General features: G+C 74.1%; 24 protein-coding genes. 12 read left to right on the top strand and 12 right to left on the bottom strand.

Annotated features, from left to right (window positions below; genetic code table 11):
• Positions 1–48 precede the first annotated feature (48 nt).
• Complete coding sequence (locus DOO78_RS22145) at positions 49–1,623, top strand: acyl-CoA synthetase (protein WP_111472067.1); 1,575 nt, start codon at positions 49–51, stop codon at positions 1,621–1,623.
• An 82-nt stretch (positions 1,624–1,705) separates the two neighbouring features.
• Positions 1,706–2,878, top strand: coding sequence for a multidrug effflux MFS transporter (locus DOO78_RS22140; RefSeq protein WP_111472066.1), 1,173 nt, complete (start codon positions 1,706–1,708; stop codon positions 2,876–2,878).
• Between the two features lie 36 nt (positions 2,879–2,914).
• Here DOO78_RS22140 and speE read toward each other — a convergent pair whose 3' ends face one another.
• The 9 genes from speE to DOO78_RS22095 form a co-directional block, all read right to left on the bottom strand.
• Positions 2,915–3,778: a polyamine aminopropyltransferase gene (gene speE, locus DOO78_RS22135; protein WP_111472065.1), complete on the bottom strand. Its 864-nt coding sequence runs from the start codon at positions 3,776–3,778 to the stop codon at positions 2,915–2,917.
• 78 nt (positions 3,779–3,856) lie between these two features.
• Entirely contained in the window at positions 3,857–4,312 is a 456-nt protein-coding gene (gene speD, locus DOO78_RS22130) for an adenosylmethionine decarboxylase (RefSeq protein ID WP_111472064.1), read from the bottom strand.
• Positions 4,313–4,468: 156 nt separating this feature from the next.
• A complete protein-coding gene (locus tag DOO78_RS22125) occupies positions 4,469–7,309 on the bottom strand; it encodes a hypothetical protein (RefSeq protein WP_111472063.1) in 2,841 nt (946 codons plus the stop codon).
• A complete protein-coding gene (locus tag DOO78_RS22120) occupies positions 7,306–7,896 on the bottom strand; it encodes a protein phosphatase CheZ (protein WP_243634730.1) in 591 nt (196 codons plus the stop codon). Before DOO78_RS22120 ends, DOO78_RS22125 begins: the two co-directional genes overlap by 4 nt.
• Positions 7,889–8,269 (bottom strand): chemotaxis response regulator CheY, encoded by a 381-nt coding sequence (locus tag DOO78_RS22115; protein ID WP_111472062.1) that lies wholly within the window; start codon positions 8,267–8,269, stop codon positions 7,889–7,891. The genes DOO78_RS22120 and DOO78_RS22115 overlap by 8 nt, the downstream gene beginning before the upstream one ends.
• Before the next feature lie 39 nt (positions 8,270–8,308).
• Positions 8,309–8,938, bottom strand: coding sequence for a MotE family protein (locus tag DOO78_RS22110; protein ID WP_111472061.1), 630 nt, complete (start codon positions 8,936–8,938; stop codon positions 8,309–8,311).
• Positions 8,938–9,360, bottom strand: coding sequence for a DUF6468 domain-containing protein (locus tag DOO78_RS22105; protein ID WP_111472060.1), 423 nt, complete (start codon positions 9,358–9,360; stop codon positions 8,938–8,940). Before DOO78_RS22105 ends, DOO78_RS22110 begins: the two co-directional genes overlap by 1 nt.
• Positions 9,360–10,409, bottom strand: coding sequence for a flagellar motor switch protein FliM (gene fliM / locus DOO78_RS22100; RefSeq protein ID WP_111472059.1), 1,050 nt, complete (start codon positions 10,407–10,409; stop codon positions 9,360–9,362). Before fliM ends, DOO78_RS22105 begins: the two co-directional genes overlap by 1 nt.
• Positions 10,406–10,912: a flagellar basal body-associated FliL family protein gene (locus tag DOO78_RS22095; RefSeq protein ID WP_111472058.1), complete on the bottom strand. Its 507-nt coding sequence runs from the start codon at positions 10,910–10,912 to the stop codon at positions 10,406–10,408. Before DOO78_RS22095 ends, fliM begins: the two co-directional genes overlap by 4 nt.
• Positions 10,913–11,180: 268 nt before the next feature.
• On the opposite strand from DOO78_RS22095, the gene DOO78_RS22090 reads away from it, so the two are divergent.
• The 4 genes from DOO78_RS22090 to flgH all read left to right on the top strand — a co-directional run bounded on the left by DOO78_RS22090 (position 11,181) and on the right by flgH (position 14,461).
• Positions 11,181–11,915: a flagellar hook basal-body protein gene (locus tag DOO78_RS22090; protein WP_111472057.1), complete on the top strand. Its 735-nt coding sequence runs from the start codon at positions 11,181–11,183 to the stop codon at positions 11,913–11,915.
• Between the two features lie 85 nt (positions 11,916–12,000).
• A complete protein-coding gene (flgG, locus tag DOO78_RS22085; protein ID WP_111472056.1) occupies positions 12,001–12,786 on the top strand; it encodes a flagellar basal-body rod protein FlgG in 786 nt (261 codons plus the stop codon).
• An 8-nt stretch (positions 12,787–12,794) separates the two neighbouring features.
• Positions 12,795–13,739 carry a flagellar basal body P-ring formation chaperone FlgA gene (flgA, locus tag DOO78_RS22080; protein WP_111472055.1) on the top strand — a complete coding sequence of 315 codons (945 nt, stop codon included), beginning with the start codon at positions 12,795–12,797 and terminating at the stop codon, positions 13,737–13,739.
• Complete coding sequence (gene flgH, locus DOO78_RS22075; protein WP_111472054.1) at positions 13,739–14,461, top strand: flagellar basal body L-ring protein FlgH; 723 nt, start codon at positions 13,739–13,741, stop codon at positions 14,459–14,461. The genes flgA and flgH overlap by 1 nt, the downstream gene beginning before the upstream one ends.
• 120 nt (positions 14,462–14,581) lie before the next feature.
• Here the strand turns inward: flgH and DOO78_RS22070 are convergent, their stop codons facing one another.
• Complete coding sequence (locus tag DOO78_RS22070; RefSeq protein WP_111472053.1) at positions 14,582–16,348, bottom strand: flavin-containing monooxygenase; 1,767 nt, start codon at positions 16,346–16,348, stop codon at positions 14,582–14,584.
• A 197-nt stretch (positions 16,349–16,545) separates the two neighbouring features.
• Here DOO78_RS22070 and DOO78_RS22065 point away from each other — a divergent pair, with 197 nt between their 5' ends.
• The 3 genes from DOO78_RS22065 (at position 16,546) to DOO78_RS22055 (ending at position 18,937) form a co-directional block, all read left to right on the top strand.
• A complete protein-coding gene (locus DOO78_RS22065; RefSeq protein ID WP_111472052.1) occupies positions 16,546–17,532 on the top strand; it encodes a tripartite tricarboxylate transporter substrate-binding protein in 987 nt (328 codons plus the stop codon).
• A 28-nt stretch (positions 17,533–17,560) separates the two neighbouring features.
• Positions 17,561–18,148 (top strand): hydrolase, encoded by a 588-nt coding sequence (locus DOO78_RS22060; protein ID WP_111472051.1) that lies wholly within the window; start codon positions 17,561–17,563, stop codon positions 18,146–18,148.
• 63 nt (positions 18,149–18,211) lie between these two features.
• The gene (locus DOO78_RS22055) at positions 18,212–18,937 is read left to right on the top strand and encodes an SOS response-associated peptidase (protein ID WP_111472050.1); all 726 of its coding nucleotides are present in this window, start codon (positions 18,212–18,214) and stop codon (positions 18,935–18,937) included.
• A gap of 91 nt (positions 18,938–19,028) precedes the next feature.
• On the opposite strand, the gene DOO78_RS22050 is transcribed toward DOO78_RS22055, so the two are convergent.
• Positions 19,029–20,453 carry a M20 family metallopeptidase gene (locus DOO78_RS22050; protein WP_111472049.1) on the bottom strand — a complete coding sequence of 475 codons (1,425 nt, stop codon included), beginning with the start codon at positions 20,451–20,453 and terminating at the stop codon, positions 19,029–19,031.
• 53 nt (positions 20,454–20,506) lie between these two features.
• Positions 20,507–21,481 (bottom strand): Bug family tripartite tricarboxylate transporter substrate binding protein, encoded by a 975-nt coding sequence (locus DOO78_RS22045; protein WP_165839031.1) that lies wholly within the window; start codon positions 21,479–21,481, stop codon positions 20,507–20,509.
• Between the two features lie 164 nt (positions 21,482–21,645).
• Here DOO78_RS22045 and DOO78_RS22040 point away from each other — a divergent pair, with 164 nt between their 5' ends.
• From DOO78_RS22040 to cysG, 3 genes are all read left to right on the top strand, one after another.
• Positions 21,646–22,197 (top strand): ANTAR domain-containing response regulator, encoded by a 552-nt coding sequence (locus DOO78_RS22040; RefSeq protein WP_243634729.1) that lies wholly within the window; start codon positions 21,646–21,648, stop codon positions 22,195–22,197.
• A gap of 230 nt (positions 22,198–22,427) precedes the next feature.
• The gene (locus DOO78_RS22035) at positions 22,428–23,549 is read left to right on the top strand and encodes a CmpA/NrtA family ABC transporter substrate-binding protein (protein WP_165839030.1); all 1,122 of its coding nucleotides are present in this window, start codon (positions 22,428–22,430) and stop codon (positions 23,547–23,549) included.
• 87 nt (positions 23,550–23,636) lie between these two features.
• The gene (gene cysG, locus DOO78_RS22030) at positions 23,637–24,953 is read left to right on the top strand and encodes a siroheme synthase CysG (protein ID WP_111472046.1); all 1,317 of its coding nucleotides are present in this window, start codon (positions 23,637–23,639) and stop codon (positions 24,951–24,953) included.
• The last annotated feature ends 117 nt before the right edge of the window (positions 24,954–25,070 follow it).

The raw sequence follows: 25,070 nt of genomic DNA, 5'->3' as shown, positions 1-25,070 counted from the left end.
CCCGCGCCCGGCTTTTCCTGCTTGCTGGGGCGCCGGAGGAATCGTCGCATGGGCCCCGCCACCGCCATGAATCTCGGCCGCCTGCTGACGCAGACGGCCCGCCGCCTGCCCGATGCCGTCGCCCTCGCCTGGGGCGAGCGGCGCTGGACCTTCGCCGAGCTCGATGCCCGCGTGGACCGGCTCTGCGCCGCCCTGCGCGCCCGGGGCATCGGCCAGGGCGACCGCATCCTGACGCATGCGCGCAACGGCAATGCGATGTTCGAGATGATGTGGGCCGCCTTCAAGCTGGGCGCGGTCTGGGTGCCGACCAATTTCCGCCTCACCCCGGCCGAGGTCGGCTACCTCGCCGCGACCTCGCGCCCCCGTGCCATGCTGCGCGACCGCGGCTTCGCCGAGCATGCCGCGGCGGTGCGCGCGACGGGGCATTGCGCGCTGGTGCTGGCGGTGGAGGATGCCGGGCCGGAGGAGACGGCATACGAGGCGGCGCTGGCCGCCGCCACGCCGCCGCCGCCCGACCACGAGGCGGAGGTCGCCTATGGCGACCCGCTCTGGTTCTTCTTCACCTCCGGCACCACCGGCCGGCCAAAGGCGGCGATCCTGACGCATGGGCAGATGGGCTTCGTCGTCACCAACCACCTGGCCGATCTCTTCCCCGGCACCACGGAGCGCGACGCCTCCCTCGTCGTCGCGCCGCTCTCGCATGGCGCCGGCATCCACCAGCTCGGCCAGGTGGCGCGCGGCGCCCGCACCGTGCTGCTGCCGACGGAGCGGCTGGATGTCGAGGAGGCCTGGCGGCTGGTGGAGGAGCACCGGGTGAGCAACATGTTCACCGTGCCGACCATCCTCACCGCGCTGGTCGAGCACCCGGCCGTCGACCGCTACGACCATTCCTCGCTGCGCCACGTCATTTATGCCGGCGCCCCGATGTACCGCGCCGACCAGAAGCGGGCGCTGGAGAAGCTCGGCCCCTGCCTGGTGCAGTATTTCGGCCTCGGCGAGGTGACGGGCAATATCACCGTGCTGCGGCCGGACCAGCACAGCCTCGCGGATGACGAGAGCCTCCCCCTCGGCTCCTGCGGCAGCGCCCGCACGGCGATGGACATCGCCATCCTCGATGCCGGGGGGAAGCGCCTGCCGCCCGGCGAGACGGGGGAGATCTGCGTCCGCGGTCCGGCCGTCTTCGCCGGCTATTTCGAGAATCCGGAGGCGAACGAGAAGGCCGTCCGCGGCGGCTGGTTCCACACCGGGGATCTCGGGCATCTCGATGCGCGCGGCTTCCTCACCGTCACCGGCCGCGAGTCGGACATGTATATCTCGGGCGGCTCCAACGTCTATCCGCGCGAGGTGGAGGAGGCGATCCTCACCCACCCCGGCGTGCTGGAATGCGCCGTGGTCGGCCTGCCGCATCCGCGCTGGGGCGAGAGCGGCATCGCCGCGGTGGTGCCGCGGCCCGGCCAGGCGGTGAGCGAGGCGGAGGTCCTGGCGCATCTCGCCGGCCGCCTCGCCCGCTACAAGCAGCCGCTCCGCGTCGTGGTCTGGGAGGCGCTGCCGAAATCCGGCTACGGCAAGATCCCGAAGCGCCTGGTGCAGGACCGGCTGCGCGCCGAGGGGATCGGCTTCTGAGCATGGGGCCGGCCGGACCGATGCCGGGGCGCGGCCGCCGCCCGGCATGGTGCGCCGCAACATCCGATGCTAAGGCGGCACCATGCCCGCGCTTCCCTGGTTCCTGCCCCTGATCCTCGGCGCCATGGCGGCCTTCGGGCCGCTGGCGACCGACATGTACCTGCCCGCCTTCCCCGCCATCGCCGCCGATCTCCCGGCCGATCCCGCCGCGGTGCAGGGCACCATCGCCGCCTTCTTCGCCGGCATGGCGGCGGCGCAGCTCGTCTACGGGCCGCTCGCCGACCGTCTCGGGCGCAAGCCGCCCCTGCTCTTCGGCCTCGCCGTCTTCAGCCTCGCCTCGCTCGGCTGCGCGATGACGGGCGGGATCGGCACGCTGACCTGGCTGCGCTTCGGCCAGGGCCTCGGCGGCTGCGCCGGCATGGTCATGGCGCGGGCCATCGTCCGCGACGTGGCGGAAGGCCATGCGGCGATCCGGCTGATGGCCCAGCTCGGCCTCGTCATGGGGCTGGCGCCGATCCTGGCCCCCTCCATCGGCAGCCTGCTCCTCGCCCTCGGCAGCTGGCGGCTGATCTTCTGGCTGCTGGCGGCCTATGCGGCGCTGCTGGCGGTGGCGGTCACGCTCTTCCTGCCGGAGAGCCTGGAGCCAGGGCGGCGGCGGCGCGACGGGCCGCTGGCGGTGATCGCCACCTATCTGCGCCTGCTGCGCGACCGCCACTTCCTCGGCCACACCCTGGCCGTGGCGCTGCCGACGGCCGGCATGTTCGCCTACATCGCCGGCTCGCCCTTCGTCTACATGGAGCTCTTCGGCGTCACGCCGGAGCATTACGGGTTGTTCTTCGGGCTGAACGCGCTCGGCATCATGGCCTGCGCGCAGGGGGTGGCGCGGCTGACGCGCCGGGTGCTGCCGGGGCGGCTGCTGCTGGCGACGCTGACGGTGATGGCGCTCGCCGGCTTCGGCCTGCTCGGCGCCGCGCTGACGGGCTTCGGTGGCTTCGCCGCCATCGCCGGCCTGATCTTCGTCTACGTCGCCGGCATCGGCGCCGTGATGCCGCTGGCCACGACACTCGCCATGGGGCCGCAGGGCCAGCGGGCCGGCAGCGCCTCGGCGCTCATCGGCACCCTGCAATTCGGGCTCGGCGCCGTCTCCGGCGCGCTGGTCGGGCTGCTGCACGACGGCACGGCGCGCCCGATGGCCCTGGTGATCGCCCTCTCCGGCCTGGGCGGCCTGCTGGCGCTGCGCGGGCTGGCGCGCTGAGGTGGGAGGCCAGCCCGTGCCCGGCCCCGGGCGATGTCAGTCCGGCAGCTGCTCGGCGATGTAGGGCGGCAGGTTGAAGGCGCCCACATGGATCTCGGGCGTCCAATACCGCGTGGCGCCGAGGATGCCGGCCGCCGCCGCACGCCTGCGGATCTCGGCCGCCTCCACCTGGCGCAGCGCCGTATCCTTCGCCGCCCAACCGAGCGTCATGAAGCCGCCGACATAGGTCGGCACGGCGGCGACATAGGCGAAGACATCCGGGAAGGACTTGCGCCGGCGCAGCGAGGTCTCACGTAGCTCGTCGGCCTGCATGAAGGGCACGCCGCACTGGTTCACCACCAGGCCGCGGGCGCTCAGCAGCCGCGCGCAATTGGCATAGAACTCGTCGGTGAAGAGCGCCTCGCCGACGCCGATCGGGTCGGTGCTGTCGACGATGACGACATCGAAGCTCGCCGCCGGCGCCTGGCGCACATAATCGATGCCGTCGCCGACGATCACCTCCGCCCGAGGATCGGACCAGGCATCGCCGGCGATGCCGGGCAGGTGCTCCTTGGCCAGGCGGATCACCTCGCCGTCGATCTCGACCATCACGGCCCGCTCGACCGTGCCATGCTGCAGCACCCGCCGCAGCACGCCGCCATCGCCCGCGCCGATGATGAGCACGCGCCGCGCCGCGCCATGCGCCAGCAGCGGCACATGCGTCAGCATCTCCTGGTAGACGAACTCATCCGCCTCGGTGATCTGCACCACGCCGTCGAGCAGCATGACGCGGCCATGCGTCTCGCTTTCGAAGACCATGATGTCCTGGAACTCGCTCCTCACCCGGGCGAGCTCACGCAACACGCGGAAGCGCTGGCCCCAGGCGGCGTAGAGCGTCTCGTTCACCCAAGAATCGGTCATGCCTTCGGCACCCCTGCATGCAGAGAGGGCGGGACCTTGCGGCCCCGCCCTGGCCCTACCATCCCCATCGGTCCGCTGTCAGCCGACCAGGCCGCGCTTGTGCTCGGCGAGCTGCACACGGCCGGGCTGGAAGCCCCGCTTCAGCACAGGGATCGCCAGATACGGGTTGCAGGCGCCGCAGACGAAGATGTCGAGCGCCGCATAGTCCCGCTCCGGCCAGGTGTGGATGGAGACGTGACTCTCCGCCAGCACCAGCACGCCGGAGACGCCGCTGTTCGGACCGAAATGGTGGAAGTGACCGTGCAGGATGGTCGCACCGGTCGCCACCGCCGCTTCACGCAGCACGTCATCGATATGCTCGGGATCCGCCAGGTTGGTGGCATCCCACAGATCGATGATCAGATGCGTGCCGGCGAATTTCACGCCGTCGCGGCTGACAAAGTAATCCTTGGCCTCGCTCACCGAGGTTGCAGAGTTCTGGGCTTCGCTCGGGAGCTGCTCCGAGACCATCCCCAGTTGGAGTAGAGAGTCCATCGCGGGCTCCTGTTCCCACCAGTAGATGACCAGGGTGATCGGACATCGATCAGGTCAACGGCGGCGGCATATGGGGCAAGGGGGTTGCCGGCGCAAGCCATTTCCTGCTGCACCGGCCGAAATTTTTGCCGCTCTCCCCTGCGTCGAGCGCGGGACTCATCGTGTGAGCGGCGGACCTGCCCGCAATGCCTCCAGCCGTGACGGCAAGTTGCGGAAAAGTTGCAGCTCGCGTTGCAGGCGCGGCAGATCGGCGAGTCCGCGCAGCGGATCGCCGGTGAGCAGCGCGAAGGCGTCGGCGAGCGGCCCTGCGCCGAAGCGTGCGGCCTGCGCCTCGCGCAGCGTCACCAGCCCGGCCTCGTCGCCGGCGAGCGCCAGCAGCACCGCCTGGCGCAGCACCAGCCGGGCCTCCGCATCGGTCAGCACCGCCGGAGCGGGCGGCAGGGCGGCGAGCGCCGTGGCATGCGCTGCCGCGGCTCCCGACCAGTCGGAGGCTTCCACCAGCACCTCCGCCAGCGCCTCGCTGCCCGGCGCGCCGAGGCTGCGCAGGGCCGCCACCGCGTCATCCCGCTGCCCGCGCCGTGCCTCGATGCGTGCGGCGAGCACGGCGCGCGCCACCTGCTGCGCCGGCGGCAGCACCGGCACGGCACTGTCCGCCAGCGCCGCGGCGGCGCCGGCGACATCGCCTTCCTCGAAGCGCAGGTGCGCGAGCCGCAGGCCGAGCGCGGCGCGGCTCGTCCCCTCGGCCTGCTGCATCACCTGCCGCAGCAGGCCGGCCGCTCGGTCGCCGAGATCGAGCGCCGTCAGGCGATCGGCCAGCAGGAGGATGGCCTGCTCGCTGCCCGCGCCCTCGGGCCGCAGATCGGGATTGGCGTCGTAGAGGGCGACGGCGGCGAGCGGCGGCGCCTCGGCCAGGGCGGCCACGAAGCTCTCCTGCAGCGCGGGCCGCAACGCCTTGCCGCGGTCGGGGAACAGGGCCGCGGTTTCGCGCAGCAGGTCGAGGGCGGCCCGCCCCTTCCCCGCCTCGCGGTACAGCGCGGCGGCGCGCAGCCGGGCATCCAGCTCGGTCGCGTCGCCGCGCCAGGCGAGCAGGCCGGCCTCGATCGCTTTCGCCGCCGCCGCCGCATCGAGGCGCCCGCTCGCCAGGCGCAGCTCCACCGCTTGCCGGAGCGCACGGGCCCGGACACGACGGTCGCGGCCGGCGGCCAGCCGGTCATAGGCGGCCAGCGCCTCCTCGCTTCGCCCCTCCGCCTCGGCGAGCATGGCCCGCGGCAGCGCAAGCTCCGCCGCTTCCGCCCCTGCGGCATCGAGAAGGCGCCGCAGCGCCGCCGTTTCGCCGGCCTCCGCCAGCGCCTGCGCCGCGAGCGGCAGCAACCGCGCCTTCAGCCCGGCCGGATAGGCGAGCAGCAGCGGCAGGCTGCGCGCGAAGCCCGTCGCGGCCGGCTGCCACTCCGACCGGGCCGCGGCCAGCGCCGCTTGCCAGAGCCGCGCCTCGTCGCCATCCCCCCAGGCGGGGCTGCGCAGGGCCTCGGCCTCGCCGAGCCGGCCAGCCAGCAGGGCGGCCGCGCCGGCCAGGGCGGCATAGGAAGGATCGGCCGCGGCGCGCGGATCCTCGGCGAAGCCGAGCGAGAGCATCGCCTGCGCTTCCTGCGGCAGGCCGAGCGCCAGCAGCAGCTCGCCGGCTGCACGCCGCTGCGGCAGGCGCGCCAGCGGCGGCGCCGCGGCGATGCCGGCCTGCAGCGCCTGCAACTGCGTCAGCAGCTCCGCGGCCGGCCGGGCCGGCAGGTCGAAGCTGCGCACCAGCTCGGGCGCCGGCGCCGGCCCGGCCAGGGCGGTGTCGAGCGACAGCCGCCCGCCGCCGGCCAGGGCGAGGGTAAAGCGGTCCGTGCCGGCCTGCAGCAGCACGCCGTCCGACCGCGCCAGGACCGCCGTGCCGAGCAGCGTCGGCGGCAGGTCGAGCTCGGGCAGGCGGCGCCCGGTCCGCATCGCCGCTTGGCCCTGCCGCAGCGTGCCGACCAGCAGGGGCAGCCCGGTCTCGGGATCCTGGACCGGAACGACCCGACCGGGCGATGGCGCGCGCAGCAGCAGGCGGGGCGGCGGGCCCGCTTCCGTCGCAAGATCGATCTCCGGCGGCGGCTCCCCGCCGGCCGGCGCCACGGCGAGGGTCCAACCCGTCGCCTCGCGCCGCGCCAGCAGGCGGGAGGTGGCCGCGAGGGGCAGCCGCATGAGAGTGGCCTCCGGCAGGGACTCGGCCAGCAGGCCACCGAAGACGGGATCATCCTGCAGCGGCACCAGATCGGGCGCCTCCGGGCTGTCGAAGACCAGCAGCAGGACCTCGCCCCGGCGCAGGATCGCCGCCCCGGTGCCGGCCGGGAAGGGCAACAGGATCGCCGGACCCGCCGGCAGCGACAGGCGGCTGGCGACCCCGCGGGTGGGGGCCAGGGCGGGGACCGGTGCGGGGACCGGTGCGGCGGACGGGATCTCGGCGGGCCGGGCGGCGGGGGTGGATACCGGGCTGGCGGCCTCCTGCGGCGCGGCAGGGCTGACGGGAGCCGGCACGGCGACGGGTGGGGCGGCCGGGGCGACCATGGGGTTCGCGCCACCGGCCGTGCCAGGACCGCGCTCCGCCGGCTGCCTGCCCGGCGGTTCGGCCGCCCCCTCCGGCGTCGGGTCGAGCAGCTCGACCACCACCCGGCTGCCCAGGCGGTAATGCCGCGCCCGCGCGCCGGGCCGCAGGGACAGGCGGAGCGCCTCGCCCTCCGTGGCGAGCGCCATGACGTTCGCGGGCGGGCGCTGCGGCAGGCGCCATTCGGTGCCGGCCGGGAAATGCAGCAGCACGCGGTCGCCCTGCTGCTCCAGGCGGTAGGCCGGCGCGGCGGGCCAGTCGAAGACGAGGCGGCCATAGCCCGGCGCGCTGCCGGCACGGACCGTGACCGGCTCCGCGGCGGCGAGGCCGGGGAGGACGAGGAGGAGGAGGAGCGCCGACGACAGCCGCATCATTCGAAACTCGCCAGCAGGCGGTCGATCTCCGCCTGCGAGGCCGCGGCGGCGGGAAGCTGCGGCCCGCTGGCCAGCCGTTCGCCTTCCGTCCGCTGGCCGGGCGCCGCCTCGGCCGCCGCCGGCGCGGCCTCGGCCGGGGCGAAGGAGCTGGTGATGGCCGCGACGCGCCGCTCGATCGCCTTCAGGGCGGCGACGACCTTGCCGATGCGCTGGCCGGTGATGTCCTGGAAGCTGCAGGCCTCGTAGATGCGGGTGACGGCGCCGGCGACGACCTCCGCCGCCTCGCCCGAGAGGCGTGGCGCGAGGCCCTCGAGCGTCTCGCAGGCATCGAGGATCTCGTTCGTCGCCTTGGCGGTGTGCTCGACGACTGCGTCGAGCTCGTCCGTCGCCGCCGGGATGTGGCTGTCGTTGATGACGTCGACGCGCAGGGCGGCGATCTCGGACTTCGCCCGCGCCACCTCCCGCCCGAGCGCCTCGAGCTCGCCGAGGAGCACCGCCTCGGTCGAGGTCAGGGCGCCGGCGAGGCTGCTGAGGACCGCGCGCACCGCCTGCTCGATCCGCTCCTGGTCCGGCAGGCCGTCAGGCATGGGTGAGCACCTTGGCGATCTTGTCGCGCAGCGTCTCGGCGTTGAAGGGCTTGACGATGTAGTTCGAGACGCCCGCCTGCTTGGCCGCGATCACGTTCTCGGTCTTGCTCTCGGCGGTGATCATGATGAACGGCGTGTCGCGCAGCCGGGCATCCGCCCGCACCTCCTTCAGCAGGTCGAGCCCCGTCATGGGCTGCATGTTCCAGTCGCTGATGACCAGGCCGAACTGCCCGGCCCGCAGCTTGGCCAGCGCCTCCTGCCCGTCGGTCGCCTCCTCGACATTGTCAAAGTCGAGCTGCTTGAGCAGGTTGCGGATGATCCGCAGCATCGTCTTGTAGTCGTCGACGATGAGGACGTTGGTAGACTTGTCCATGAGCCGCCTGCGCCTTCTGCCTGGCTTCGGATGGGGGGTTCAGTCAACGGGGCGGGCCCGGAGGCGGGCCAGTTCCGAGGTGATCGTCCGGGCGCGCTCCGGCTTCATGGCGCCGAGCACCGGCGCCGCCTTGCGCTCTCCCATACGGTCGAGGATCTGCAGCAGCACCGGCATCTCGAGATCGTCGAAGATGGCGGCGGCATCGCGCGGCCGCATGCCCTCGTAGAGCTTGACCATCTGCCGCCAGCCGGCCTCCTCGCGCTCGCCGAGCGTCCGGTCGAAGGCCTGGAGGCGCTGCTGCAGCGCGGCCAGCTCCTCGATGCGCTGGCCGAGCCGCTTCTCGGTCGCCGCCGCGAGCAGCTCGCGCGCCGCGAGCGCCTGTTCGCGGGCCTCGAGCTCGCTCCGCCGCGCCCGCAGCCCCTCCAGCAGGGCCCGTTCCGCCTGCTGCTCGGCGGAGGGTGGCTCGGGCGGCCTGGCCTGCGGCGGCGGGGCCGGCGCGGCGGCCGGCGTGCTCGCCTTGGCGGGAGGGGCGTGGCTGCTGGCCTGCGCGGGCGCGACCAGCGCCAGGCCCTGAGGGCCGCCCGCGGGCGGGCTCAGGATGCCCTGCAGCTTCACGGCGAGCAGCGCCGTCACCGCGACCAGGGCGGCCGGCAGCAGGCGCGGCCGCATCAGCGGCCGGCCCCGAGGGCCTGCAACAACCGGCGCTCCGCCTGGCTGCGCCCCGGCTCGGCCGCGACCTCCGGCGCCGTCCCCGCCTGGGCCAGAGGCCGGCCGGAGCGGACCAGCGCCTCGAGCCGGTCGGCCAGCGCCTCGGCGCGCTCGACCAGGTAGCGCAGGTCGTCCCGCACCGGCTCGGCTGCCGCCAGCCTCTCCGCGAGCTGCCGCCCGCCGGCCTCGGCCGAGGCGCGCAGCCGGATCGAGGCCGCCTCCGCCAGCCGCGTCGCCTCGCCGAGGCTGGCCGCGCCGCCCTCCAGCGCGCCGCGGTCCCGCCGCACCGCCGCCAGCGTGCGCTCGAGCCGGAGCAGCAGCGGCAAGGCCCCTCCGAGCAGCAGGATGACGAGAAGCTGCGCCGCCCATTCGATCCAGCCCATCACGCCCCCTCCCATTCCGCCCGGCGCAGCTCGCGCGCGATGCGCACCGCGAGGCGGTTCTCGCGCCGGCCCAGCTCCGCCTCGAAGAGCGGCACCTCGCCGCAGCGCAGCGTCACCGGCGCGCCGGGCGCGACGTTGAGCGTGATGCGGTCGCCGGGCTGCAGCGACATCACCGAGGCGAGCGGCATCGCCTGCTCGTCCAGCACCACGTCGAGCGCCAGCTCGGTGTGCCGCAGCTCCTCGGCGAGATGCGTCTCCCAGATCGAATCCCGGCCGAAGCGCTCGCCCATGAATTGCTGCAGCAGCAGCTCGCGGATCGGCTCGAGCGTCGCATAGGGCAGCAGCAGCTCGATCTTGCCGCCGCGATCCTCCATATCGACCCGCAGCCGCGACAGGATGCAGGCGTTGGAGAGGCGGGAGACGGCGGCGAAGCGCGGATTCACCTCCAGCCGCTCGAAGCGGAAGCTGGCCGGCGAGAGCGGGTTGAAGGCATCCGAGAGATCCTGCAGCACGACGCCGATCAGCCGCTCCACCAGCGTCCGTTCGATCGTGGTGTAGGGACGCCCCTCGATGCGCATCGCGGCGGTGCCGCGGCGGCCGCCGAGCAGCACGTCGACCACCGAGTAGATCAGCGCGGAATCGATGACGAGCAGGCCGTAATTGTCCCACTCCTCGACCTTGAAGACCGCCAGCATCGCCGGCAGCGGCACGCTGTCCAGGTAGTCGCCGAAGCGCAGCGAGGCGATGCTGTCGATCGAGACCTCGACATTGTCCGAGGTGAAGTTCCGCAGCGAGGTCGAGAGGATGCGGACCAGCCGGTCGAAGACGATCTCGAGCATCGGCAGGCGCTCGTAGGAGACGAGGCCGGCGCTGACGACGCGCTGGATGCCGCTCTGGCTCTCCTCGGCCGTGGCGCCGCCGCCGAAGCCAAGCAGGCTGTCGATCTCGGCCTGGTTCAGCACCCGCGCCGAATCCGGGGCGTCCGCGGCCTGCTCCTGCGCCAGGGCATCGCCCCAGGCCGCGGCGGGATCCTCCTCGGGCGCGGTCACTGGAGGAGGATCTCGGTGAAGAGGACATCGGTGATCCGCGCCGGCGCGGCGGCGAGGCTGGCGCGGGCGATCAGCTCCTCCCGCAGGCGCTGGGTGCCGGCGCTGCCTCGCAGCTCCTCCGGCCGCATCTCCCGCAGATAGGTGGTGTAGAGGTCGAGCAGCCGCGGCATGGCCGCCTGCACGGCGGCCGCATCGTCGGGCCTGGCGAGCTCGAGCTTGCTGCGCAGCCGGATGTAGCTGGTGCGCCGGCCCGGCGCGTTGAGGTTGGCGACAATCTCCGGCATGTCGAAGAAGACCGGCGGCGCCGGCGGCGCCTCGGCATGCTCGGACGGCGCCTCATGCGCCCCGCCGCCGAGGAGGCCGGGCAGGACGCCGCTGAACCAGAGGCCACCGCCGATGGCGGCCAGGGCGATCGGCGCGGCCAGCAGCACCAGCTTGCGCTTGCCGCCCTTCGGCGCCGCCTCGCCCTCCGCCGTCGCTGCCTTGGCAGGTTTTGCCGACATCCGCGCCCCATCCTCCGGACGGGCGCGATCCTCGCCGGGCGGCCGTTAAGAAAGCCTTGCACCGGGCAGCCCCTGCCGGGTGCCGGCATTTCCTGCCGGGGCCCGGCAGGAGAGGCGCAGCGCCGGCCGGCCCGGCCGAGGCGCCGGCCCCCGGCGCAACCGCTTGCGGCGCTTGGGTGTCTGCCGAGGCCGCCGGCGTGGCACGGGGCTTGCGCTGAGGGGTGGCGTCCCCTGGCGCCAGGACGGCGCCGCCACAGGAAGGCCCCGCATGGACACGCCCGGCTACGTCATCCTCTCCCGCCTCGGCGCCCAGCTCCGCGCCACGCAGGTGGTGGCGCACAACCTGGCGAATGCCGACACCCCGGGCTTCCAGGCCGAGCGGCCGGTCTTCGGCAGCGTCCTGCAGAAGCAGGCGCAGGCTGCGGCCGAACCGCAGGTGAGCTACAGCATCGATCGCGCCACCTGGCGCGAGACCGCCAACGGGCCGCTGACGACGACCGGCAACCCGCTCGACCTGGCGCTGCGCTGCGAGGGCTATTTCGCGGTGCAGACCGCCGAGGGCGAGGAGCGCTACACCCGCGCCGGCCGCTTCGCGCTCTCGGGCGATGGCAAGCTCGTCGACGCCGCCGGCAACGCGGTGCTCGACACGGGCGGCATGCCGATCACCCTCGGCCAGGCCGATACCCGCCTCGAGGTGCTGGGCGATGGCAGCCTCCGCTCCGAGAACGGTCCGATCGCCCAGCTCCGCGTCGTGCGCTTCGAGCAGCCGCAGCGCCTGCGCCCGGAGGGCGACCGGCTCTTCGCCGCCGACGAGACGCCGCAGCCCCTGGCGCGCCCAGGCGTCGTGCAGGGCGCGGTCGAGGGCAGCAACGTCCAGCCGGTGCTGGAGATGGTGCGGATGACCGAGGAGGTCCGCGAGTTCCAGAACGCCGTCACTTTCGCCGACCGCGAGGGCGACCGGCTGCAGAACGCCGTCGAGCGCATCCTCCGCAAGCGCGGCTAGCCGCCGGCGGCGCCCGCCCCCTCATCCCGAAACGCCCTTCCGCCGAATAGGAATCCCGGCCAGCGGCCGGACCAGGAGACCCAGGATGCGCGCCCTGCAGATCGCCGGCACCGGCATGATGGCCCAGCAGACCAATGTCGAGGTGATCTCCAACAACATCGCCAATATGAGCACCACCGGCTACAAGCGGCGCCGGGCCGAATTCGCCGACCTGCTCTACCAGAACGTCCGACGCGTCGGCTCGCAGAGCTCGGAGACCGGCAGCGTGCTGCCATCCGGCGCGCAGCTCGGCCTCGGCGTCAAGACCTCGGCCATCTACCGCATCGGCGAGCAGGGCAGCCTGCAGCAGACCGAGAACCGCTTCGACCTCGCCATCCGCGGCAACGGCTTCTTCCAGGTGCAGCTTCCCTCCGGCGAGATCGCCTATACCCGGGACGGCACCTTCGGCCTCTCGGCCGAGGGCCAGGTGGTGACCGCCGAGGGCTTCCTGGTGCTGCCCGGCATCTCCATCCCGGCCGCCGCCGTCGACGTCACCATCAACGCCGCCGGCGAGGTGCTGGCCAAGCTCGACGGCCAGGTGAACCCGCAGAATGTCGGCCAGATCCAGACCGCGATCTTCGCCAACGAGGCCGGGCTGGAGGCGATGGGCGAGAACCTGCTGCTGGCGACGCCGGCCTCCGGCCAGGCGCAGCTCGCCGCCCCCGGCCAGCCGGGGCATGGCCAGATGCTGCAGGGCTTCGTCGAGAATTCCAACGTCAACGTGGTGCAGGAGATCACCAACCTCATCACCGCGCAGCGGGCCTATGAGATGAACAGCAAGGTCATCACGGCGAGCGACGAGATGCTCTCGACGCTCTCGCGGATGCGGTGAGGCGGGCCATGCGCGGCGCCCTTCTGCCCCTGCTCCTCCTCGCCCTGCCGGCCATGGCGCAGGATCTCGCCGGGCCGCGGCCGCTGGTGGTGGTCGACCAGCCCATGCTCCGCCTCGGCGATGTCTTCGAGGGCGCCGGCGCGCGGGCGGCGCAGCCGATCGGCGCCGCCCCGGCGCCGGGCCGGCAGATGGTCATCGAGGCGGCGCAGCTCCTCGCCCTCGCCCGCGCCAACGGCCTCGCCTGGCGGCCGCTCTCGGCGCAGGAGCGGGTGGTGGTGGAACGGCCCGGCCGGCCGCTGGCGCGCGAGGAGGTGACGGCGGCGCTGAAGGCGGAGCTGCTGCGCTACGGCCTCGACCCCGAGGCCGAGCTGGAGCTGGGGCCGGTCGCCCTGCCGATGATCCCGCCCGAGGCGGCGCCGCGCCTTGTCGTCGACTCCGCCAGCCTGGATGCGCCGACCGGCCGGTTCGCCGGGCTGCTCAGCATCGGCGCCGAGGGCATGCCGATGCAGCGCCTGCGCATCGGCGGCCGCGCCGTGCCGACCCTGCCGGTGGTGGTGGCGACCCGTCGCCTCTCCCTCGGCGAGATCGTCGGCCCGGGCGACGTCCGGCTGGCGCGGCAGCGGGCGGAGCGCGTCCGCCCCGGCGCGGCGGACCGGCTGGATCAGGTGGTCGGCCAGCAGCTCCACCGCCCGGTCGGGGCAGAGATGGGCTTCCAGCGCAGCGACCTCGCCCCGCCGGCGCTGGTCGAGCGCAACGCGCTGGTGACCATGCAGGTCGAGGCGCCGGGCCTCTCGCTCACCGCCCAGGGCCGGGCGCTGGAAGCCGCCGGGCGCGGCGCCCTGGTGCCGGTGATGAACCTCGCCAGCCGCACGGTGGTGGAGGCGCAGGTGACCGGGCCGGGCCGGGTGCGCGTCGCCATGGGCGCGGCGCCGCTCAGGCGGGAGGCGGAGTGATGCGCGCCCTGCCCCTTGCGCTGCTGGCGCTGCTCGCCGGCTGCGGCCAGTTCGAGCGGCTCTCCCGGGTCGGCAGGACGCCGGAGCTGAGCGCGGTGCAGGACCCGACCGCCGATCCCGCCTGGCGGCCGGTGGCCATGCCGATGCCGGCGCCGCAGGACCCACCGGCGGCGGCGAACAGCCTGTGGCGCCCCGGCAGCCGCACCTTCCTGCGCGACCAGCGGGCGGCGCAGGTCGGCGACCTCATCACCATCCTGGTCAGCATCGACGACCAGGCGCAGCTGCAGAACCGCACCCAGCGGGCGCGCACCGGCAACGACGCCATGGGCATGCCGCAGCTCTTCGGCATGCAGACCCGCTGGCTGCCGAAGGCGGCGAGCCCGGACACGCTGATCAGCGCCTCGGGCAGCCAGACCACCGATGGCAACGGCACGGTGAAGCGGACCGAGACGGTGACGCTGCGGCTCGCCGCGACGGTCACCCAGGTGCTGCCGAACGGCAACCTCGTGGTCGGCGGCCGGCAGGAGGTGCGGGTCAGCAGCGAGTTGCGCGAGCTGTCGGTGCAGGGGGTGATCCGGCCGCAGGACATCGCCAGCGACAACACCATCCGGCATGACCGGCTGGCGGAGGCGCGCATCGCCTATGGCGGCCGCGGCACGCTCTCCGACCTGCAGCAGCCGCGGCTCGGCTCGCAGCTCCTCGACATCCTGCTGCCGTTCTAGCGGTCCCCACGACGCCGCCGCGCGCCGCCGCGAGGGCCCCGTGATTCGCTTCCGAGCCAAGGCGCGTCGCAGCCCTCCGCGGAGGGGCAGCGCGGGGCGGCAGCGCGGGGCGGCTGGCGGCTATTCCACCAGCCCGACCTCGCGCGCCTTGATCTGCAGGGCGAGGTAGTGCGAGTAGATGCGGCATTGCGCCAGGCTGCCGGCGGTGAACCAGAGGCCGGGCTGCGGCGTCTCCCGCCACATGTTGCGCAGCTCGCCGCCGGCATCGAAGCCCCAGACCGGGCCGATGCGATCCGCGATCGCGTCGCCGAGCGCCCGCCGCACCACCTCCTGCTGGTTGCGGTAGCCGGTCGCCATGACGAGGAGCGCGGCCGGGATCACGCGCCCGTCCTTCAACCGCAGCCCGTCCGGCACGAAGCGCTCCACCTCCTCCCATTGCACCAGCCCGATCTCCCCCTCGGCGATCAGGTCGGAGCAGCCGACATTGAAGTAGTAGCCGCCGCCGCGCTGCAGGTAGAGCATCTGGAAGCCGCAACCCTCGATGCCGTCGCTCAGCCGGAAGCCCCGCGCCGCCAGCCGCTCCAGCAACGGGCGGTCCATCTCCTTCGAGATCGCCGTCATCATCTGGTAGGCGCGCTTCAGCTCCGGATAGGACAGCGCCGTCGCCAGCAGGTCGCAATCCCCGGTCGGCAGCCCCTCGGCATAGGTGGCATAGACCCGCTGCGCCTCCTGCACCGAGACGATATGGGTCGGGCTGCGCTGGATCATGCTCACCTGGGCGCCGCTCGCATACAGGTCCTGCGCCACGTCATGGCCGCTATTGCCGGTGCCGAGCACGATGGCCGGCTGGCCCTTCCAGGCCGCGCCGTCGGTATAGGCGCCGGAATGCAGCACCGTGCCGCGGAACTCGGCGAGGCCGGGCAGCTCCGGCATGATCGGGATGCCGCTGACGCCGGCGGCGAAGACCAGGTGCCGCGGCCGCATCACCCGCTCGCCGCCATCCGCCTGGCGCAGCGTCACCTGCCAGCGGCCCGCCGCCTCGTCCCAGCGCCCGGCGGCGAGCTCGGTCGAGGTCCAGACATTCAGCTCCATCGCCTCGACATAGGCCTCGAACCAGTTCGCCAGCATGTCCTTCGGGATGAAGACCGGCCAGGTCGGCGGGAACGGCATGTAGGGCAGGTGGTTGACATGCACCTCGTTGTGCAGCGTCAGCGAATGGTAGCGGCGGCGCCAATTGTCGCCGACCCGCGCCTCGCGGTCGATCACCAGCGTGTCGACGCCGAGCGCGCCGAGCCGGGCGGCGATGCCGAGCCCGGCCTGGCCGCAGCCGATGACGAGCACCGCCGGGTCGCGATCGGCATAGGCGCGCGCCGCCGCGCGCTTGTCGGCCCAATTGGGGCCGCCGAAATCGCGCGAATAGTCCTTCTCCGACGCCTGCTGCCGCAGGCTGAGATCCTCATGCCCGCGCAGCCCCTGCAACGCCGTCGCCAGGATCCAGGCGCGGACCCCGCCCGGCCCGCCCTCGTCGGGCACCAGCCGGGCCACGCCCTCGGCGGTGCCGACCGCGGTCTCGAAGGCGAGGAAGCACTCGATCACCCCGCGCCCGACCCGCTCGACCTGCCGCGGCGCGGTGCGCCCGGGCGCCAGGCGCAGCCCGCCGGGACGGGTGGCCGGCAGCCGCGCCCGCAGCCGCGCCTCCACCGCCGGCGCGCCGCTCACCGTGGTGATCGTCCAGTCGAAGGCGAGGATGTCGCGCCAATGCCCCTCGGGCAGGAAGAGCCGCGCCGCCGCAGCCGCGTCCTGGCGCTCCAGCGCCTCGCCGAGAGCGGTGATCCAGGCGCCGGCCGCGGCCTCGGGGGGCAGCGTCTCTCGGGTCATGATGTTCATGGCGTTCGCTCCCGCGGCGGGCCGGCCCGCCGCTTGCTCTCGGCTGTTCGCCAGCAGACTGATCGCGGGCCGGGAGCGGGACAAGGGGGCGCGGCCGCCGCGCGCCGGCTTGCGACGGCACCGGGACGATTCCAAACTCGCCGCAAAGGCCCCGCTCCCGAACCGCCCCAGGGGATCGAGGCCGAGGGGGATCGATCATGTCCAAGCCATCGCGGCCCGGCCGCCGCCTGCTGCTGGCCGCCGCCCTGGGCGGCCTCGCCGCCCCCTCCCTGCCGCGCGCCCAGGCCCGCTACCCCACCCATGCCGTGCGGGTGGTCAATGCCTACAGCCCCGGCGGCACCGCCGACGTGGTCTGCCGCATCCTCTTCGGCGCGCTCGGCGAGCGGCTCGGCCAGAGCTTCGCGGTGGAGAACCGCCCGGGCGCCGCCGGCACCCTGGCGGCGCAGGCGGTCGCCCGCGCCACGCCGGATGGCTACACGCTGCTCTACGACGCGACGGCGCATTCGGTGAACCCGTCGCTCTTCGGCAGCCGCCTGCCCTACGACACCCGCCGCGACCTGCTGCCGGTCTTCCTGGCGATGCAGACGCCGAACACGCTGATGCGCTGGCCGGGCTTCGAGGCGAAGACGATCCCGGATCTGATCGCCCTGGCGAAGCGCCGGCCGGGCCAGCTCAATTGCGCCTCGACCGGCATCGGCACGGTGCAGCACGTCTCGCTCGAGCTGTTCAACATGCTCGCCGGCACCCAGATCAACCACATCGTCTACAAGGAGATCGCCGCCTCGCGGAACGACCTCGCGGCCGGGCGCATCCCGCTGCAATTCAGCAACGTGCCCTCCACCCTGCCGCTGACCCAGGCGAACCAGGCGATCTGCATGGCGCATTGCGGCCCGGCGCCGATCGCCCTGCTGCCGGACGCCCCGGCCATGTCGGAATTCCTGCCCGGCTTCGAGACCTGGGAATGGAACGGCGTCTTCGCCCCCGCCGGCACGCCCGGCGAGATCCTGCGCGCCCTCAACGCCGAGATGAACGCGGTGATCCGGGACCCGGGCGTGACCGCCCGGCTGAACGGCCTCGGCGCCCTCACCCGCGCCAACGGCATCGAGGATTTCGCGGCCTTCCGCGAGCAGCAGATCGCCTTCTTCGCCGACATGGTGAAGAAGGCCGACATCCACATCGATTGACCGCGCCCATCGGGGATACCGGCCGAGCATGACCCAGCCCTACAGCATCGATCACGGCAGCAACTGGCGGCGCCAGGCGGTGCGCGACTGGCTCTTCGGCCTGGACCAGGTGCCGGAGGCGCTGCAGGAGCGGATCGTCACCGCCTGGGTGAGCGCCTGGGCTTCCTCGACGCATGAGCGGCTGGAGGACATGCCCTTCTCCCCCGGCAGCGGCTTCTACCCGCTGATGCGGCATGTGAACGAGGTGACGCGGGCCGGGGTCGATCTCGGCCGCCGCGCCGCGGCCGACTGGGGCAGCACGCTGCCGCCCGAGATCCTGCTGCCGATCCTCATCCTGCATGATGTGGACAAGCCGCTGCTCTACCGGCGGGAGGGCGGCGGGGCGGTGCACACCGATCTCTACCACGAGCTGCCGCATGGCGTGATCGGCGCCATGCTGCTGAAGGAGCTCGACTTCCCGCATGTCGTGGTCAGCACCGTCGCCACCCATGCCACCAACGCGCCCTTCCATGGCCGGAACCTGGAGGCGCATGTGCTGCACTATGCCGACCTCTTCGCCGCCGACCATGCCTTCCGCAGCATGGGCGAGACGCCGCTCTACCTGCGCCGGCACTGATCGCGCCCCGGATCGCGGGCGCCCGGAATCGACATCCGGCCCGCGCCGCCCCATCTCCTGCCCATGTGCGGACGCTATTTCCAGCAGCGCGGCCCAGCCGAGCTCGCCCGGTACTTCGAGACGATCAACGCCCTGCCGAACCTCCCGGCAAGCTGGAACCGCGCCCCGACGCAGGAGGCGCTGGTGGTGCGGCGGCATCCCGAGACCGGGCAACGGCATCTCGACCCGCTGCGCTGGGGGCTGGTGCCGCGCTGGGCCAAGGATGCCTCCGGCGCGGCGAAGATGATCAACGCCCGGTCCGAGAGCATTGCCGAGAAGCCCGCCTTCCGCGAGGCCTTCCGCAAGCGCCGCTGCCTGGTCACCGCCGACGGCTTCTACGAATGGCAGACCGACGGCAAGGCGAAGCAGCCCTATGCCGTGGCGCTGGCGGATGGCGCGCCCATGGCGCTGGCCGGGCTCTGGGAGGGCTGGCGCTCCCCGGAGGGCGAGATCCTGCGGAGCTGCACCATCGTCACCACCGAGGCGAACGAGAAGCTCGCCGCCCTGCATCACCGCATGCCGGTGATCCTGCCGCGCGCCGCCTGGGCCGCCTGGCTGGGCGAGGCGCCGGCCGAGGCCGAGGACCTGCTCGCCCTGCTCCGCCCCTGCCCGCCGGCGATGGTCGCCGCCTGGCCGGTGAGCCCGCGGGTCAACAAGGTGGCCGAGAACGAAGCCGGGCTGCTGGCGCGCGACCCGCTCGCCATGCCGCCGCCGGGCCTGGACGACCCGCCGCCGAACTTCGGCGACTGACCCGGCCTGGCCGCGGCAGGCTGCGGCGGTCCCGGGTCCGAGGCAACGCCCGGCCCCCCCGCGAAGACGCGCAGCGGCTTCGCGGGGAAGGTCAAGCCGCCTTCGACATGTCGAAGGGCGGCTGCACCTCCGGCGAGAGCACCGGCTCATAGGGGCTGCCGGCGGTGCGCTCGGCGAGTTCCGCCCTGGCGGCTGCGACCAGCGCCGGGTCGCGCAGGCAGTCCACCGCCGTCCCGGCCATCACCTTCGCCACATGCACCATGCCCTTATGCGCCGCCGGCAGCATGCCCTGGGCGGTGAGCTGCCAGGAATGGCCGGGCGTGCCGATGGCATAGGTCGCGCCGCGCGCCTGCACCGTCGGCACCACCCAGGAGACGTCGCCGACATCGGTCGAGCCCATCATCGGCGCCCCCCGCACCTCGAGCGGCACCACCACGTCGCAGAGCGGGACCCCCTTGCGCATCGGCAGGCCGATCCGCCGCCAGGAGGCCTGGATGTCCTCCTCGGTCAGCGTCGCCTGGAACTCCGCCGCCTTGGCGCGGTCCGCCGCGTCGAAGGGCGGCGGGCCGAGCCGGTCGAGATTGGCCTGCATCGCCCGCTCCAGCGGCCCGTTGCCGAGCAGGTTGGAGACGCCCGAGACCACCTTCGCCTCGACCCGCGTCTCGGTCATCAGCGCCGCGCCCTCGGCGATCTTGCGCACCCGCCCGATCAGCCGCCGCAGCTCCACCAGGTCGCGGGCGCGGATCAGGTAGCGCACCTTGGCGCTCGGCTGCACCACGTTCGGCGCCACGCCGCCGGCATCGAGATAGGCGTAGTGCACCCGGGCGTCGCTCGGCATGTGCTCGCGCATGTAGTTCACGCCGACATTCATCAGCTCCACCGCATCGAGCGCGCTGCGGCCGAGATGCGGCGCCGCCGCGGCGTGGCTGGCGCGGCCGGCGAAGCGGAAGTCGATGCGGGTATTGGCCAGCGACACCGCCTCCTGCACCGCGGCGAAGGCCGCCGGATGCCAGGAGATGGCGATGTCGACATCGGCGAAGGCGCCGTCGCGCACCATGAAGCCCTTGGCGGCGCCGCCCTCCTCGGCCGGGCAGCCGTAATAGCGCACCCGCCCCGGGAGCCCCTCGGCGGCGAGCCAGTCCTTCACCGCGGTGGCGGCGAGCAGCGAGGCCGAGCCGAGCAGGTTGTGGCCGCAGCCATGGCCATAGCCCGGCCCGGGGAGCGGCCGCTCCTCGGCGAGGCCCGCCTCCTGCGAGAGGCCCGGCAGCGCGTCATACTCGCCGAGGATGGCGATCACCGGCCCGCCCTCCCCGGCCTCGCCCATGACCGCGGTCGGGATGCCGGCGAATTGCTCCGTCACCCGGAAGCCCTGCTGGCGCAGCATGGCGGCATGCTCGGCGCAGGAGCGGGTCTCGGTATAGGCCAGCTCCGGCATGTGCCAGATGCGGTCGGAGAGAGCCTGGAAGTCTGCCCGATGGGCCTCGACCAGCCGCCAGATCGCCTCGGTGTTCTGCATGCCATCCTTCCTCGCCCGGCGCCGCCAGTTTGGACGCCTGGCGGGCCGGGCGGTCAATCGGCCCGGATATGCGCCGCCGCCACCACCTCGCGCAGGCTCCGCGTCTCGGCGGCGAGGAAGGCGTCGCAGGCCGCGGGCGCGAGGGGGGCGGGGATGGCGCCCTCGCCGGTCAGGACGCGGGCGAAGTCCGGCGCCAGCAGCGCGTCGTTCACCACCCCGTTCAGCCGCGCCCGCAGCGCCGGCGGCAGGCCGCGCGGCGCGAAGAGGCCCCACCAGATGCCGGCGTCGTAGTCGATCCCCGCCTCCCGCACCGTGGGCGCCGGCGGGCTGCCCGGCACCCGCTCCGGCCCGGTCTGGGCGATGACCCGCAGCAGCCCGTCGCGGATCGGCCCGGCGGCGCTGGCGATGGTGGTGAACATCACGTCCACCCGCCCGGCGACGAGGTCCGTCAGCGCCCCGGCGGTGCCGCGATAGGGGATGTGCTGGAGCTGCGTGCCGGCCCGCAGGTTGAACAGCGCGGTGGCGATATGGGTGGTGCTGCCGGGGCCGGAGCTCGCATAGGTGACGCGGCCGGGGCGGGCCCGGTCGGCCTCCAGCAGGGCCGCGATCGAGGCGATCGGCGAGGCGGGCGACGTCAGCACCACCAGCGGCGCCCGCGCCAGCAGCGCCACCATGGCAAGCTCCGCCGTCGGGTCGAACCCCGTGCCCTGCACCGCGCCGATGGCGGCGACGGAGGAGGTGGTCAGCAGCAGGGTCTGGCCGTCGGGCGGGCTCTGCGCCACCGCCTGCACCCCGACCGCGCTGCCCGCCCCCGGCCGGTTCTCCACCGGGAAGGGCTGGCCGAGGCGGGCCTGCAGCCGCTCCGCCAGCGGCCGCGCGATGGCGTCGTTGCTGCCGCCCGGGGTGAAGGGGACGACGATGCGCACCGGGCGGGCAGGCCAGCCTTCCGGCTGGGCAAGGGTCGGGCGGGCAGGTCCGGCGAGCGCCGCCGCGGCCAGCAGGGCACGGCGGGCCAGGTGTTGCGGCATGGGCGTTCCTCCGCCGCCATCCTGGCCTCGCCCGGCGGCCCGGGTCCATCTCCGTAACGCGGCACGATCCATGCCTTGCCGTTGCGGCAGGCGTCGCCCCTGGCCGGGACCGGGTGGCCGGCGCCTGGCAATCTCCAGGGGGCCGAACGCTGCGCGTCTTGCTGGTGGACAGTGACACCGAACGGGCCGCCGCCGTCGAGGCGGGGCTGGTCGCGGCGGGCTGCGTCGTCGTCGGCATCGCCGCCGGCACCGCCGATCTCACCCGGGCGGTGCGGGAATCCGGCGCCGAGGTCATCGTCTGCGGCCTCGACGACCCCTCGCGCGACGAGCTCGAGGGCATGCGGGCGCTGCACCGGGACGAGCCGCGTCCCGTCGTGCTCTTCGCCGAGAAGGCCGAGCCGGAGCAGATCGAGGCGGCGCTGGCCGCCGGCGTCGCCGCCTATGTGGTGGAGGGCCTGGCGCCGGCGCGGGTGCGGCCGGTGATCGAGGTGGCGATCCGCCGCTTCCGCGCCCACCAGGCGCTGCGCGAGGAGTTGGCCCTGGCGCGGCAGGAGGTCGAGGAGCGCAAGCTGGTCGACCGCGCCAAGGCGCTGCTCATGCAGCGGCATCGGCTGAGCGAGCCGGAGGCCTATCGGCGGCTGCGACGCCTGGCGATGGATCGTGGGCAGAAGCTGGTGGCAGTGGCCGCCGAGATCGTGGGCAAGATGAAGGCATGATGCGCGCCATCAAGGCATTAATGGTTAATAACCCATCATTTGCACAGGAACCGCGCAATTGCCCTTGACCTCATGCCACGCCTCGGCTCTCTAATCGACCTCCTGCTGTGACGGCCCGCAACGGCGCGGGCCAGCCGGCCGAGAGGCGTTCCAGGCCGGATCCTGCCCTCCCCGCGACGCGGTCCAATGGCGGCCCGCTGCCGGTGCCTGCCGGCCGGAGTGTCGATCCCGTGCCATCCGCGATCCTGGACCCCGCCCTGCCACGCCCCGCCCTGCACCGGCCGGCGCTGCGCACCCTGCGGCTCGGCCTCGTCCAGCTCACCGATGCCGCTCCCGTCCTCGTCGCCGAGGAGCTCGGCCTCTTCGATGCGGTCGGGCTGCGGGTGACGCTGTCGGCCGAGGGCGCCTGGGCGGCGGTGCGCGACAAGCTGGCCTTCGGCGCCCTGGACGCGGCGCAGCTCCTCGGGCCCATGCCGATCGCCCTCGCCGCCGGCCTGGACGGGGTGCGCTCGCAGGTCACGGTCGGGGCCGGGCTGGGCGCCAACGGCAATACCCTCACCCTCTCCCTGCCGCTCGCCGAGGCGATCGGCCGCTTCACCCGCCCCCTCCCCGCCGCCAGCTTCGCCGCCGCCCTCCGCCGCCGCGCCGCCGCCGGCCGGCCGGTCACGCTCGGGGTCGTCTTCCCCTATTCCTCGCACAATTACCTGCTGCGCTGGTGGCTCGCCTCCGGCGGGCTCGACCCGGACCGCGACCTCCGCCTCGTCACCGTGCCGCCGCCGCTCTGCGCCGGGCGGCTGGCGGAGGGCGCGATCGACGGCTTCTGCGCCGGCGAGCCCTGGGGCAGCCATGCGGTGGAGCGCGGCCTCGGCACCATCGCGCTCTCCTCCGGCGATATCTGGCCGAACCATCCGGAGAAGGTGCTCGCCTTCGCCGCCGGCTACGCCGCGCGCGACCCGGAAAGCGCCATCGCCTGCACCGCCGCGATCATCGCCGCCGCCCGCTGGCTGGACGCGCCGGAGAACCAGGCGGAGGCGGTGCATATCCTGCAGCGCCGCCTCTTCCCCGCGCTCGGCGCGCGCGAGATCGCCGCCGCCTTCGAGGGCACCGCCGAGGGCTGGCTGCAGGCCGCGCCGCTGCGCTTCCGCACCGCCACCCTGCCGCGGCGGGAGCAGGCCGCCTGGTGGCTGCGGCAGATGCGCCGCTGGGGCCATGTGCCCGCCGGCCTCACCGAGGCGACCGCCCTCTCCCCCTGGCGGCAGGATCTCTGGCGCGCCGCCGCCGCCCGGCTGCGCGAGGTCGAGCCGCCGCCGCCCGCGCCGCCGCCCGGCGAGCCGGCCGACCGCGACCGCTGACCACCCTTCCCGGGGCGCCGGGGCCGGCCCCCGCTTGCCACCCGCCAGGGCAGCGGCCACATCCCGCTCCCGAGCCGAAAGCCCCCCATGCTGCACTTTCCCGTCTTCCTCGACCTCCAGGGCCGGGTCGCGCTCGTCCTCGGCACCGGCGAGGTCGCCGAGCGCAAGGCCGCCCTGCTGCGCCAGGCCGGCGCCGAGATCCGCTTCGCCGAGCGCTTCGCCCCCGCGCTGCTGGAGGGCTGCGCCATCGCCATCGGCGCCGATGCCGCCGAGCCGGAGCTGCAGGCCCTGGCCGCGGCCTGCCGGGCGCGCGGCCTGCCGGTGAACGTCGTCGACCGGCCGGCGCTCTGCACCGCGCTGATGCCGGCGATCATCGACCGGGCGCCGATGACCATCGCCGTCTCCAGCGGCGGCGCCGCGCCGGTGCTCGCCCGGCAGGTGCGGCAGCGGATCGAGGCAGCGGTGCCGCTCGGCCTCGGCCGGGTCGCGGCGATGGCGGAGCGCTTCAAGGCGGCGGTGCGGCGGCGCCTGCCCGATCTCGCCGCACGGCGCCGCTTCCTCGATGCCGCCCTCGCCGGACCGGCCGCCGACCTCGCCATGGCGGGCCGCGAGGCGGAGGCCGATGCCGCCTTCGCCGCCGCCCTCGACGGCGCCGAGACGCGGCCGCCGGGCCTGGTGCATCTGGTCGGGGCCGGCCCGGGCGCCGGCGACCTACTGACGCTCCGCGCCCTGCGGCTGCTCGGCGAGGCGGATGTCATCGTGCATGACCGGCTCGGCACCGAGGAGGTGCTGGAGCTGGCGCGGCGCGATGCCGAGCGCATCTTCGTCGGCAAGGCCCGCGCCAATCACTGCATGAAGCAGGAGGAGATCAACGCCCTGCTGATCCGCCTCGCCCGCGAGGGCAAGCGGGTGGTGCGGCTGAAGGGCGGCGACCCGCTGATCTTCGGCCGCGGCGGCGAGGAGGCCGAGGCCCTGGCCGCGGCGGGGATCGCCTGCGAGGTGGTGCCCGGCGTCACCGCCGCCCTCGCCTGCGCCGCCGGCGCCGGCATCCCGCTGACGCATCGCGAGGCGGCGCGGGCCGTGACCTTCGTCACCGGCCACCGCCGCGATGGCGGGGTCGATGTCTCCGGCCTGGTCCGGCCGGGCCAGACGCTGGCGATCTACATGGGCATCGCCATGCTGCCGGCGATCCGCGACGGGCTGGTGGCCGACGGGCTCGACCCGGCGACGCCGGCGGCGGTGATCGAGCGCGGCGGCACCGCCCGGCAGCGGGTGCTGCGCGGCACGCTGGCGGAGATCGCCGCGGCGGCGCCGGGCTGGGTCGAGGGTGGGCCGGCGCTGCTGCTGATCGGCGCCGCGGTCGGCCGCGGCGCCGATCGAGGGGGCGCGGCGCTGGCGGCCTGATACGAACGGCCATTGCTGGTGACCCATCAACGGCCCCCTCAGACGCCGGGCGCGAACCTCCGGTTCGCTTGTGTCTTTGGCGCTGGGATAGAGACTTGGGCGCCGCCGGCTGGGGGC

Source organism: Roseicella frigidaeris, from assembly GCF_003258945.1.
Taxonomy (GTDB): domain Bacteria; phylum Pseudomonadota; class Alphaproteobacteria; order Acetobacterales; family Acetobacteraceae; genus Paracraurococcus; species Paracraurococcus frigidaeris.
Note: the sequence above shows the minus strand (reverse complement) of the source record. Positions and strands in the feature narration are given on the sequence as shown.